The organism is Brevibacterium siliguriense (assembly GCF_900105315.1).
Taxonomy (GTDB): Bacteria; Actinomycetota; Actinomycetes; order Actinomycetales; family Brevibacteriaceae; genus Brevibacterium; species Brevibacterium siliguriense.
Window position 1 is genome coordinate 1,259,437 of sequence record NZ_LT629766.1, and the last position, 12,335, is coordinate 1,271,771.

Genomic DNA, 12,335 nt, shown 5'->3' on the forward strand with positions numbered 1-12,335 from the left:
AAGGGAGCCGGCACGGCCGTTTTCGTGCCCGGATTCCCTCACCGAGGCGGTCCACCGCCCCGTTGTCCTGCCACAGCGTCCCGCATAGGCTGGCGGTATGACTTTCACCGGCACCGATGCCTGCGGAAACAGTCCGAAGAACGTCTTCGTCGCAACCCTCGAAGAGAATCTCTTCACCGGTGACGAAGACGCCCTCGCCGAGGTGATCGCCGACGACTGCGTGCTCCAAATCGTCCACTCCTCCGAGGTCGAGACCTACACCGGGCGAGAAGCCGTCGTCGAAGCGCTGCTGAAGCTGTCCGCCCATTCACCCGAGGTCGGCCACCTCGAAGCAGCGATCACCCACGGCAAGGCCGCAGCTGCGTGGGGCTACTGGCAATCCGAAGCCGACGGCGACGACCTGCGGCACTTCTCGCACACCATGTGGTTCACCACGCACAAAGCACAGGACTTCGGGCAGATACGGGTCTTTCAAGCCTGAGGCGGAGCAGCACCTCCCAGATGCGAAACATGCCCTCAGCCCCAGGGGTTGTCGCGGTGGTAGCGGCGCTGCCTCCGGCGACGGTTCCTCTCATCCCGGCGTGAGGTCTGGCCGGGGGAGTACGGCGGGTGGGACGGAGGCGGCGGCTGCAGTCCGGTGCCGAAGTCGGCTTCGTAATCTCGCTCGGGAGCTTCGCCCTGTTCGAGCTGTCGCTTGGCCTCGGCATCGCCGAGGTGCGCCCTGGCTCGCCGCGTGAGCTCCTTCTTCCGATTGCGGATGATCTCATCCTTGTGTGCGATGCGCCCCAAGCCGCCGAACAGCATGGGGATGATGACGAAGATCGGCCAGAAGAAGATGAACTGGCCGGAAGCGATCGACGAGATCGCCCAGATCGCCAGCACGATCCCGACCGGGCCCGCGACGGCGCCGAGCAGCGACCGGCGCACCCGATCCCGGTAGTACTTCTGCGCCGCGGCATCGATCTGCTCCGGCGTGATCGGCACCCGGTCGTCATCGAGTCGGGCCAGAGCCTGCGCCCGCTCCGCCTCATCGAGCTGTCTGGGTTCGGTCTCGGCGGGATCAGTGAGGACGAGGTCCTCGATCAGCGCTGGGACTTCACCGAGCAATTTGACCTTCGCAGCCGCCTCGGTGCGTTCATCGAACTCCGTCACGTCGAGCTGACCGAGAGCATACCCTTCCGAGAGGACATCACTGACGACCGCGCGATCGGCATCAGTGGCCCGGACCTGTCCAAACGATCGCGGATCTGCGCTGAAACGCGACCAGACGGGACTGCCATTCATGGTGAATACTCTAACCCCGCGCTCGGCGGCGAGACTGAGGGCCAGCCGGGAATCGGGCTGGACTAGACTCGACCATGTGGAACCCGTCGTCGTGCTCATCCTCTTCGCAGTGTTCCTCGGTGCATTGTCCCAACGCGTCACCGGGATGGGATTCGGCCTGGTCAGCGGCCCATTCCTCGTCCTCCTCCTCGACCCGTTCAGCGGAGTAATCCTCGTCAACATCTGCGGAATCATCGCATCATTCTCCGTCTTCGTCCGCACCTTCGCCGAGGTGGAATGGCCGCCTTTCCGACACCTTGCCTTGGGCGCGGTGATCGGCACGGTCCCCGGCGCACTGCTCTCATCCTCGATGCCCACTCCTCCGCTGCAGATCCTCATCGGCGCACTCATCGTCGTCTCCCTCATCAGCTCGCTGACCTTGGGGAAGCTGGGGCGGTCGATTCCCGCGAACTTCGGCACACGGCTGACTGCCGGACTCTTCTCCGGTGCGATGTCGGCCGCTGCCGGAGCCGGGGGACCGGCCGTCAGCGCCTATGCCGTCCTGACGACCTGGGAACAGCGGTCGTTCGCCGCCACTCTCCAGCCGTTCCTCGTCGTCGGGACCGCCTCGGCGGTGGTGATGAAGGTGATCATCGACGGAGGAGCGTGGCCGCAGCTGGAGATCGGAGTCTGGATCGGACTCGGTCTCGTCCTCGTGGGCGGTTTGGTCGGCGGCGATCGGCTCGCGCGTCATATCGACGTGGCCATCGCGCGGATCGGGATGCTCGTGCTCGCATTCGGAGGCGGCATCGCGGCCTTGGTGAAGGGCCTCCTGGGGCTCGTCTGAGGTGGTCGACCGACGGCCGAGCGACAGGTGTCGCATGACCCGAGCGGACCGGTCATCGGCGGCAGGGGACTGAGCGGATGTGGGGCACAGGCTCAGACGCCTGTCAGTTTCATCGGGCATACTGTTCGAGGACAAAGCTAGCCTGGGAGGCATGGATCGTGACTGAAGTATTTCTGTTGCTGCTCGTTGTTCTCGGGGCCGTTTTCTTCATCGGTCACCGCAGGGAGAAGCAGCGGCAGCGGGAATTGCACGCCGCCGAACTTCAGCAGGTGAAGAAGACCGCTGAAGAGGACGTCACCTCATTCGGTGAAGAAGTCGCCGAACTCGACGTCATCACAGCGGGAGTCGACCTCGATACGGGCGGAGCGCAGGACTACAAGCAGGCGCTCGACTCGTACGACATTGCCAAGGAGACACTCGAGAAGGTCTCTGAACCCGCTGACATCCGCCACGTCACCGAGGCACTCGAAGACGGCCGCTATGCCGCCAAGTGTGTTCGCGCCCGGGTCGAAGGCAAACCCCTGCCGGTGCGTCGTCCGCCCTGCTTCTTCAACCCTCAGCACGGTCCCTCGGTCGAAGACATCGACTGGGCCCCGGCCGGAGGTCAGCTGCGACCCGTGCCGGTATGCGCCGCCGACGCCGAGCGCGTCGCAGTCGGTGCCGATCCGCTGGTGCGCAAGGTCGTCACGGGTGACGGACACACTCGCCGCGCCTACTGGGAGGCCGGACCGGCCTACACCGAGTACAACCGCGGCTACTTCAACTCCTACGCAGGTTCCGGCCTGCTGCCCGGCGTCCTCATGGGTGCCATGATGTTCGGCGGTATGGGCGGCGGCTGGGACGGCGCCTACGGAGGCGACATGGGCGATGCCGGTGGAGATATCGGCGGCGGTGACGGCGGTGGCTTCTTCGGAGGCGACGGCGGTGACGGCGGCGGACTGTTCGACGGATTCGGAGACATATTCTGATGGACACGATCGAGATCCGCGGCGAGTCGATCAGGCTCGGTCAGCTGCTCAAACTCCACGGAATCGCCGAACACGGTGCCATGGCCAAGGACATGATCGCCGACGGTGAGGTCAGCGTCAACGGCGAGGTCGAGACCCGTCGCGGTGCCACGATCCGTCCCGGCGACCGCATCGAAGCCCTCGGCGAAGTCATCGAGGTGACCAGCGAGGTAGGTTGACAGCTTCAGATATAGGTGGAGGGCGTCCCCGCGGGGACGCCCCCACTTGTCTTTCCGAATCAGAACCAGCCTTCTGACCGGGAATGCTTACTGCAGCTCGGGAGCACCCGGGGTGTCGTTCATACCCGGGGCGTCCCACAGCGCCGACCAGTTCGACGTGTCCTCTTCGAACGGCAGCTCGCCGGAGAGGATGCCCTTGACCTGGATCTCGAGTGGGTTGTCGCGCTGCTTCGGTCCCAACTGCACGAACGGGTAGAAGGTGCCGCGCTTGTACTGGTAGACCAACGCCATCCGACGCCCATCGGGGTGGACGAAGTACACGGTCGTGCACAGCAACATGGTGTCGAAACCCTGATTGACCAGCGCAGAGTTCACGGCGTGGATGTTCGTGACGAGGTTGACCACCTCGGCGTTGTCATCGGACACGACCTGCCACGTGAACCCGAAACCGTCGTTCTCCTGCCTCACCGAGGCTGCCGGATCGGATCCGATGAGAGCGACGCTTTCGGACTCGGCGGACTGGAAGGCAGCCCCCTCGACCTGACGGAACGCGACGGCTCCGGCCCCGGTTGGGGTGAAGCCGGTCGCGGCCTGCAGCGTCAGTGCCGCAGGGGGCAGGGCGAAGAGGTCGTCGAGGTTGGCCCGTTTCGGTTTGGACCGGCCGAGCAGTGCGTCGAAGAATCCCATGGAGCTCCTAATTCGGTGGTGCGCAGTTCAACGGTGAGGGCGGATGCTCATTCGGGGCGGGAGAGCTGAGCGGAGATCTTCGCCAGCTGGTCCAGGCGCTTCTCGAGCGAGGGGTGGGTGGAGAAGAGCTGGCCGAGGGCGGCCTTTCCGCTGATGGCGGGGATGAGGGCCAGATGGTTCGCCGAGGCGGACGACCGCAGATCCTTCTCCGGGATCTTGGCCATGTCACCGCTGAGCTTCGTCAGCGCCGATGCCAGGGTCGACGGTGCACCGGTGAGGATGGCTGCGGCACGGTCGGCGGCCAGCTCACGATACCGGGAGAGAGCGCGGATGAGGACGAACGAGAGCCCGTAGACGACAGCTCCGACGAGGATGAACAGCAGCTGGATCGGGATGCCGTTGTTATTGTTGTTCGACCGTCCGAAGCTCATGTAGTACCCGGCGCGCATCATCAGTGCTGCGACGACTCCGGTGACGCCGGCGACGGTCATCACGGTCACGTCGCGGTGGGCGACGTGGGACAGCTCGTGGGCGAGCACGACTTCGACCTCATCACGGTCGAGCTTCTCGAGCAGACCACGGGTCACGCACACCACCGAGCGTTCGGGGGAGCGGCCAGTGGCGAAGGCATTGGGGATCGGGGAGTTCGAGACCGCCACACGGGGTTTCGTCGAATCGGCCAGCTGGCAGAGACGGTCGACGATCGTGTGCAGCTCTGGAGCCTCCTCGGGGGAGACCTCCCTGCCGCCCATGGCTCGCATGGCGATCTTGTCGGAGAAGTACCACTGGAAGAAGAACGCGCCGGCGCTGATGAGGACGGCGATGATGACGCCGGGAATGCTCTGCCCGACGATCCACCAGATCGCGAGGATGAGCACGACATAGATGAGGCCGTTGAGGAAGATCGTCCATCCCATCCGCATGGTCAGTCCGTTGTCTTTGACGAAGCGATTCTTCATCGTGGTTCCTCTCTGGCAGTGGCAGAACCGGCCCACCGTCGAAGACAATGGGCCGGGTGCATTTCGGTGCTCTGTGGTTTCAGGCCGGGTCCGGGATGAAACCCTCGCCGGTGAGCAGTTCGGCGATTTCGGTCAAGGTGGCGTCGACGAAGGGGATGACGACATCGGAGGATCCGAGGTAGTCATCGGCGACAGGCTGACCGTTGGCCGTGACGTAGTCGTGGAGGGCGCTCAACGCGGTGCGGGCGGCTTCCTCATTGCCGGCGTTGACGGCGTCCTCGACTTGGTTGTCGTACTTCTGCAGCAGGTTCTGGTCGACGTTCTCGACGTCGAACTGTCCCTCGCCCATGATGCGGATGATCATTGCTTGTCCTCACCCTCGAGAGACTTCTGGTCCTGCTTCTCGGAGCCGGCAGGCAGGGACTCACGCATGCGCTGGAGTTCCATCTCCACGTCGTTCTCGCTGGAGAGGGAGTCGAGCTGGGCGGTGATGTCGTCCTTCTGGGTTCCCGTGACGTCGTCGAGGGCACCGGAAGCGAGGAGCTCATCGACGGCACCGGCACGGGCCTGCAGCGACGCGGTCTTGTCCTCGGCGCGCTGGACGGCGAGTCCGACGTCGCCGAGCTCTTCCGAGATGCCCGAGAACGCTTCGCCGATCTTCGTCTGTGCATCGGCGGCGTTGTACGTGGCCTTGAGGGTCTCCTTCTTCGTGCGGAAGGCGTCGACCTTGGCCTGCAGGCGCTGCGAGGCGAGAGTGAGCTTCTGCTCCTCACCCTGCAGTCCCTCGTGCTGGGTCTGCAGATCGGTGATCTGCTGGGTCAGCCCGGACTTGCGGGTGAGAGCTTCGCGGGCGAGGTCCTCGCGACCGATCTGCATGGCCTTCTCGGCCTGACCGGAAAGCTTGTTCTGCTGCTGTTCGAGCTGGTTGATCTGCAGCTCGAGGCGCTTGCGGCTGGTGGCGACATCGGCAACACCTCGGCGAACCTTCTGCAGCAGCTCCAACTGCTTCTGGTACGAATAGTCAAGGGTTTCGTTGGGGTTCTCGGCCTTGTCCAGAGCTTTGTTGGCCTTGGCACCGAAGATCGTCGCGATCCGTTGGAAGATACTCATCCGTAGTCGACTCCTGCATTGGTTTGACCCGACGCTGCCAACCCGATCCACTCCGATCCGGAGATTCTTGGCCAACACCGCCGCGAACTATCGCTCTCAAGTCTACTGAGAAAGGCTGATAGTTTGCCAGACGCCGACTACGAGAACAAACAGATCGCGGCGGTGGAATCCAACCGGCTCAGGGCGCGAAGAGACGCGAGTTCGCCGCCTCGACTTCAGAGTACTGCCGGGCAGCCGTGTGGAGCGCACCATGGACGGAGTCGAGCGATTCCATGAGCTGCTTCTGCGCACGCTCCCACTGATTGACCACGGCCTGGAAGTTCTGTGCCGCACTGCCGCGCCAACATTCCTGAAGGGCGAGCAGATTGCGCATCATCGTGTCGGATTCGGCCACGAGGTTGCGGGAGGTGTTCGCGGCGGCGGTGGCGGCAGACTGGACGCGCTCGGCGTCGACTTCGAAACTCATCATCACTCCTCTTGAACAGAGACGTTCCGCCACGGTCGGGCGAGACGACTTCAGTGTCGACGGCGTGCGGAGAAGAGTGGAAGAGCACGGAAAGAGGGTGTGGACAGCGTTCGGCTGTCCACACCCTCCAGGCGGCCGAGTCGCGGCGGCGTCCCCAAGCTCTGACGCTTGAGTGCATTGACTCGTGATTGCACTGACTCGCGTGAGTCGCGGGATCACTGCAGGACGAGCGTGACGTCGAGCTTCTGTTCCTTTCCGCCGCGGACGACTGTGACCTCGACCGGAGTGTTCACCGGCTGAGCGCGGACGAGGGCGCGCAGGGCGATGGCGCTGTTGACCTTCGTCCCGGCCACCTCGGTGATGTCGTCTCCGTCCTTGATTCCCGCCTTGGCCGCAGGGGATCCACTGGCCACGGACTGCACCTTGGCGCTGCCACGGCTGATCCCTCCGCTGTTGACGTGCCCGTCGGTGAGCGTGATGCCCAGGAACGGATGCTGAGCTTTGCCGGAGGAGATCAGTTGGTCGGCGACCATCACAGCCTGGTTCGCGGGGATCGCGAAGCCGATGCCGATCGATCCGGACTGTCCTCCCTCGCCCTGACTCAGCGAGGCCGCCGCCGAGTTCACGCCGATGAACTCGCCATCACCATTGACCAGCGGACCACCCGAGTTGCCGGGGTTGATCGCCGCATCCGTCTGGATAGCGTTCGTGATCGTCATCTCCTTCTCCTGCGAGGAAGCATCCTCGCCGATATTCTCCGTCGACACTGGGCGGTCGAGCGCGGAGACGATGCCGGTGGTCACGGTGTTGGCCAGGCCGAGCGGATTGCCCAGTGCCATCACCGGATCACCTACGGTCAGCTTCTTCGAATCACCGATGACCAGCGGTTTCACACCGTCGGGCACCTGGTCGAGCTTGATGACGGCGATATCGGTCGAAGGGTCCCGGCCGACGATCTTCGCCTCTGTCGTCTCACCGTTCTTCATGGTCACGGCGATCTCTCCGTCGGGAGTGTCCGCCGGAGCGACGACGTGGTTGTTCGTGATGACGTGGCCCCGATCGTCGTAGAGCGCACCCGAGCCGAGCCCCTGGACCTGACCGCGAGTGCCGACCTGGATCGACATCACACTGTCCGAGGTCTTCTCCGCAACCTGAGTCCAGTCCGGAGTCTCGATGGTCTCCTCGGCGACCTTGCGCGGCTCGTCATGCTGCAACGCTGAAAGCGCATAGTTACCACCGAACGCGAGAGCCCCACCGAGGAGGGCAGCCACAAGTCCGATCGCGATCGTCGCGCCCCAACCGGGGCCTTTCTTCTCTCGCCGAGGCGGCTGCTGAGCTCCGTAAGGACCGAACCCGTCCGGGCCGTATGGTCCGCCGGGACCTCCCGGTCCGGCCAGGCCGGGCTGAGAACCGACGGTTGAGAATTCCGAGGAATAGGGTCCTGCGCCGGGCGCTGCCGCATAGGGGTTGGAGCCGGTCGGCTGGCCGGGAGGGGCCTGCTGGCCCGGACCACCTGGTTGGGCGGGATCGCCTGGTCGGCCGGGACCATTCTGCTGGTTCGGAGGGGTCGGGTAACCGGAGTCGCTCGGGGCACCGGGTCTATTCGGATTGCCGGGTCCGGCTGGATAGCCGGCGGAACCCGTCTGCTGAGGGTGCGAATCGGCGTTGTACGCACCAACACCGGCCGCCGCGGCTCCGGCACCTGCCGCAGCTCCCGCGCCGGCGGCAGACGGACCTGAGCTGTTCTGTCCGCTCTGCCCCGGATACGACGGCGAACCGCTCTGCTGGGGCTGTGCGTACGGGGGTTGTTGCTGAAGCTGATTCGGTTGGGCGTTCTGTTGACCGGATTGCGGCTGGTTGCCGACGTTGCTCTGGTCGCTGTTGAGTCCCTGATAGCCCGGCTGGCCGCCCGGCTGATATGGAGAGGACTGCTGACCGTTCGGCTGATACGGCGACGGCGGCTGGGACTGGCCGCGCTGCTGACCGGGTTGGCCGTCCTGTCGTCCGCCGGCTTGGTTGCCCTGCTGCCCACCGGGCTGATTGGGGGAGGGCTGCCGGGAGGGGGAAACACCTCGGTGAGGGGGATCGTCCACAGGGTTCTGTGCGCGAGTCGGCGAAACGTCGGGCCGCCGCTCGGGCGGAGCGACGGGTGGACTGACTCGGGCCGGGCCGTTGGATTGGGAGGGGAAGGTGCGCGGAACCTCGGCACCGGAACCGCGGTAGCCTCCGGCCGACGGGCTGCGACGTCCCTCGGCGGAACTGCTGCTCTGATTCGCCGACGGGCGCGGAGTCTGCTCGTCCGCTCGGGGGCTACGGGACACCTCATCGGGATTCTGGGCGTCGTTGTTCTCGTTCATCGCTCATCCTTTCGTGTGTCCGCAGTGGTTTCGCCGTTGTCGGAGATGGGCAGGTCGATGCGGAACGTCGCACCGCCTCCCGGTGTTTCGTGGACGGAGATCGCACCGTGGTGATTCTCCACGATCGCCTTGACGATCGACAGCCCGAGTCCGGATCCGCCGGTGTCCCTGGTTCGGGACACGTCGAGACGGTAGAAGCGTTCGAAGATGCGCGGAACCACCTCGGGGTCGATTCCGTCTCCATGGTCCCTGACCTCGAAGCGGACCCGACCGTTGGGGAATCCGCGCAGAGACTCGTCGACGGTGATGGATCCGGCCGCCGTGACATCCGGGACGATGTTCGCCGGCTCGGGGGCCTTGGATGGGGCACCGGACTGGGCATCGGTCGCTGGACCGGACTGCGATGGAGTCTGAGAATCTGCAGGTGTCCCAGGCTGAGGGCCGGACTGATCTCCCGACGGAGTCTTGAGCTGTCCGGTGTGGGGTCCGTTGTGCTGTCCGGTTCCCTGGTCGGTGTTCGGGGTGGGATTCGGCGGCTCCACCTGACGCTCGGGCTGGGTGTCGGCCTGAGACGCGGATCGGGGGTTCGGCTGGGTGTCGGATTGGTCGTTTCCGGCAGAGTCGCCTCGGCGGAATATCCGGACCCCGCCGGTGACGAACCCGCGCTCACGGGGCTTGTCCTTCGCGCCGCTCTTGCCCCCGCTGCGACCGCTCTGACCGCGGGCGCCGCTCTCACTGATCTCGCCGGTATCGGACGAATCGGGGTCGACCGAATCGGGCAGACCGACGACGCCGACGGCGAATTCGATAGCCGTGTGTTCGGGTGTGTGGCGCACGGCGTTGCCTGCGAGGTTGACGATGACCTGGCGGATCTTCGACTCGGAACCGCGAATCATCGGCACCGGCTGGGCGTCTTCGCCGTCGAGTCCGATGAAGCTGATGTCTCGGTCCGGGGCCTGTGCCGCGGCATCGGCGGCGGCATCGCGGACGACCTTGTGCAGGTCGATCGGACCGATCTCGGCAGCCCGCTGCTCGTCGAGTCTGGCGAGGACGACGAGATCGTCGACGAGGACGCCCATGCGTTTGGCCTCGGACTCCATCCGCTCCATCGCATTGGCGACGTCTTCGGACTTCGTGATCGCACCCTGCCGGTACAGCTCCGCATAACCGCGGATGGTGACCAGGGGAGTGCGCAGCTCGTGTGATGCGTCGGAGACGAATTGACGGATGCGCTTCTCCGAACGGGTCTGCCCGTCGAAGGAGTCCTCGATGCGCCCGAGCATCGTATTCAGCGCCGCCGACAGACGCCCGAGCTCGGTGTTGCGCGGATAGCTGGGCACACGTTGGGACAGGTCACCGGCGGCGATGCGGGACGCGGTCTTCTCGATATCGCGCAGCGGCCGGAACGTGTTGTTGATCGCCCAATAGCCGACTCCGGCGACCATTGCCAGGGCCAGCAGGCCGATGCCGATCATCGTGTTCCGGGCCCGCTCGTTGATGTTGTCGACCTCGCGGTCGAACGGCACCGCGATGGACACGAGCACGTCGGTGTTCTTCACCTTCATCGCCCGCGCTCGCCACTGCGAACTCGTCCCGGCCACGGTGAAGGGCTCGCCGCCGCGGGAATAGACTTCCTTCTCATCGATCTTCGGCAGGATCGGATGGTTCTGCGGCTCCGGGGCGACGGGGTCGCGGATCGGATCCCCGTTCGTATCGTAGAACTGCACGTAGAACCCTCCCGGCAGGAGGCTCTTGAGCTGATCCCAGGAATTCGAATCGATCGTCGTCGACGACGGTGCATCCTCGGCGTCGTCATCCCCGGACTGGAGCTCAGCTGGCTGGAACACGTCTTGGTAGGCCTGCTTCGCCAAGGTCTCCGAGGCGCTGATGAGTCGTTCATCGGTGCGTTGGACGAGGCTGTCGCGCAGGTTCTCCAACACCCAAGCGCTCGTCCCCGTGAGGACGAGCAGCATGAGCAGCATCATGATGGCCAGCAGCTTGGTGGTCAGAGACCATTCTTCCCAGAAGCCGGGGCGGGAGGGACGGGATTCTATTGCCACGTGTGTAATCTATCGCCCTTGCATGGACGACTACTTGGATTCCGGTGTGCGCAGCATGTAGCCGACCCCGCGCTTGGTCTGAATCATCGGCGTCCACTCCATCTCGACGGGGTGACCGGCGGCGTCCGTCTCCGGGGTGACGTCGATCTTGCGGCGCAGGTAGGAGATATAGGACTCGACGATTCCGGTGTCGCCGCCGAAGTCGTACTCCCACACATGGTCGAGGATCTGCGACTTCGACAGGACGCGGTTCGTGTTCAGCATGAGGTAGCGCAGCAGCTTGAACTCGGTGGGGGAGAGGTCGATGAGGATGCCGGAGCGGCGGACCTCATGGGTGTCGTCGTCGAGTTCGAGGTCGCCGGCCATGATGACGGCGTTCTCCTCGTCCTCGAGGTTGCGGGTGCGGCGGAGGACGGCGCGGATGCGGGCGACGACCTCTTCGAGGCTGAAGGGCTTGGTCACGTAGTCGTCGCCGCCGACGGTCAGCCCCGTGATCTTGTCCGAGGTGTCATCACGAGCAGTGAGGAACACGACAGGGGCGTTCATGCCGATCTGGCGCAGACGGCGGGTGACAGTGAAGCCGTCCATGTCGGGGAGCATGACGTCGAGGACGAGGAGGTCGATGTCGGTCTGCTCGGCCAGGCGCAGCGCCTCGGCGCCGTTGGCGGCGGAGACGACGTCGAAGCCGGCGAAGCGGAGGCTGGTGGACAGGAGTTCGCGGATATTGGGCTCATCATCGACAACGAGCAGGGTGGCTTCGATGTCGGTGTCGTTCTGTGCTGTAGTCATGAATCCAGTCTGAGACCCGTTTCTGGGAGTGGGCTGGAGGTTGCCTGAATGTGAATGTGACGTGCCTCACTGAAAAACTCTCAGGAAAGTCCATTTGGATCCCGGGTCGGCCATTCGTTCTCAGGAACGAAAGGCCGATTTCAGTGAAAAATGTGGCTGCGGCCAGCTCGAGCTCAGAAATGCTCGCCGAGGCGGCTGTGGGCGTGGGAGGGGTCTGCTCAGTGTGGGTGCGGCGGGCGAGAGCTGGGAGGCATCGGGTGGATGGTGTGTGGGTGAGGCGCCGGATTCTCCCGGATCTCGCGAGGCGGCCGGATATCGAATAGCTGCTGAGTGACGGCGAAGCATCGGGCTTTCTCTGGGTAGTGACGGTCATAGACCACCTGGCCGACGGTGCCTCGCAATGACAGACTCTGCTGGATGAGGTGGCGGGTCCATCGTTCGCGCCCCTTGTCGTCGACGAAATGCACCACGGTCAAGCTCGGGTCCCTCGCGCTAGCTGCCGACCAGTCGCCGATGGCGCGGCCTTCGGTCAGAGCGGTGCCGGGGAGCGGAGGGCGGTCGAGGATCGGGTGTCGAGCCTTGCGGAAGGCAGGCAGGGACACGGCGATGAG

The 12,335-nt window shown here is 64.8% G+C and carries 14 protein-coding genes; 4 read left to right on the top strand and 10 right to left on the bottom strand.

Going from position 1 to position 12,335, the window contains the following annotated elements; translation table 11 throughout:
* Positions 1-97: 97 nt before the first annotated feature.
* Positions 98-481, top strand: coding sequence for a nuclear transport factor 2-like protein (locus tag BLU88_RS05450; RefSeq protein ID WP_092010902.1), 384 nt, complete (start codon positions 98-100; stop codon positions 479-481).
* Between the two features lie 35 nt (positions 482-516).
* Here BLU88_RS05450 and BLU88_RS05455 read toward each other — a convergent pair whose 3' ends face one another.
* Positions 517-1,284, bottom strand: a complete 768-nt coding sequence (locus BLU88_RS05455) for a DUF1707 SHOCT-like domain-containing protein (RefSeq protein ID WP_092010905.1) — start codon at positions 1,282-1,284, stop codon at positions 517-519.
* Between the two features lie 76 nt (positions 1,285-1,360).
* On the opposite strand from BLU88_RS05455, the gene BLU88_RS05460 reads away from it, so the two are divergent.
* From BLU88_RS05460 to BLU88_RS05470, 3 genes are all read left to right on the top strand, one after another.
* Entirely contained in the window at positions 1,361-2,110 is a 750-nt protein-coding gene (locus BLU88_RS05460; protein ID WP_092010908.1) for a sulfite exporter TauE/SafE family protein, read from the top strand.
* 158 nt (positions 2,111-2,268) lie between these two features.
* Positions 2,269-3,078 (top strand): hypothetical protein, encoded by an 810-nt coding sequence (locus BLU88_RS05465; RefSeq protein ID WP_092010912.1) that lies wholly within the window; start codon positions 2,269-2,271, stop codon positions 3,076-3,078.
* Positions 3,078-3,296, top strand: a complete 219-nt coding sequence (locus BLU88_RS05470; RefSeq protein WP_092010915.1) for an RNA-binding S4 domain-containing protein — start codon at positions 3,078-3,080, stop codon at positions 3,294-3,296. The genes BLU88_RS05465 and BLU88_RS05470 overlap by 1 nt, the downstream gene beginning before the upstream one ends.
* An 87-nt stretch (positions 3,297-3,383) precedes the next feature.
* Here BLU88_RS05470 and pspAB read toward each other — a convergent pair whose 3' ends face one another.
* The 9 genes from pspAB to BLU88_RS18560 form a co-directional block, all read right to left on the bottom strand.
* Positions 3,384-3,983, bottom strand: coding sequence for a PspA-associated protein PspAB (pspAB, locus tag BLU88_RS05475; protein WP_092010918.1), 600 nt, complete (start codon positions 3,981-3,983; stop codon positions 3,384-3,386).
* A 47-nt stretch (positions 3,984-4,030) separates the two neighbouring features.
* Positions 4,031-4,942 carry a zinc metalloprotease HtpX gene (htpX, locus tag BLU88_RS05480; protein WP_092010920.1) on the bottom strand — a complete coding sequence of 304 codons (912 nt, stop codon included), beginning with the start codon at positions 4,940-4,942 and terminating at the stop codon, positions 4,031-4,033.
* A gap of 79 nt (positions 4,943-5,021) precedes the next feature.
* Positions 5,022-5,306 (bottom strand): PspA-associated protein PspAA, encoded by a 285-nt coding sequence (gene pspAA, locus BLU88_RS05485; RefSeq protein ID WP_092010923.1) that lies wholly within the window; start codon positions 5,304-5,306, stop codon positions 5,022-5,024.
* On the bottom strand, positions 5,303-6,052 hold the full coding sequence (locus BLU88_RS05490) for a PspA/IM30 family protein (protein WP_092010926.1): 750 nt from the start codon (positions 6,050-6,052) through the stop codon (positions 5,303-5,305). Before BLU88_RS05490 ends, pspAA begins: the two co-directional genes overlap by 4 nt.
* A gap of 178 nt (positions 6,053-6,230) precedes the next feature.
* Positions 6,231-6,518, bottom strand: coding sequence for a WXG100 family type VII secretion target (locus tag BLU88_RS05495; RefSeq protein ID WP_092010929.1), 288 nt, complete (start codon positions 6,516-6,518; stop codon positions 6,231-6,233).
* A 215-nt stretch (positions 6,519-6,733) separates the two neighbouring features.
* Positions 6,734-8,875 carry a S1C family serine protease gene (locus BLU88_RS05500; protein WP_092010932.1) on the bottom strand — a complete coding sequence of 714 codons (2,142 nt, stop codon included), beginning with the start codon at positions 8,873-8,875 and terminating at the stop codon, positions 6,734-6,736.
* On the bottom strand, positions 8,872-10,935 hold the full coding sequence (locus BLU88_RS05505) for an ATP-binding protein (RefSeq protein ID WP_231939616.1): 2,064 nt from the start codon (positions 10,933-10,935) through the stop codon (positions 8,872-8,874). Before BLU88_RS05505 ends, BLU88_RS05500 begins: the two co-directional genes overlap by 4 nt.
* A gap of 30 nt (positions 10,936-10,965) precedes the next feature.
* On the bottom strand, positions 10,966-11,724 hold the full coding sequence (locus BLU88_RS05510; protein ID WP_092010936.1) for a response regulator transcription factor: 759 nt from the start codon (positions 11,722-11,724) through the stop codon (positions 10,966-10,968).
* A 218-nt stretch (positions 11,725-11,942) separates the two neighbouring features.
* Complete coding sequence (locus BLU88_RS18560; RefSeq protein WP_092010939.1) at positions 11,943-12,326, bottom strand: hypothetical protein; 384 nt, start codon at positions 12,324-12,326, stop codon at positions 11,943-11,945.
* Between the last annotated feature and the right edge of the window lie 9 nt (positions 12,327-12,335).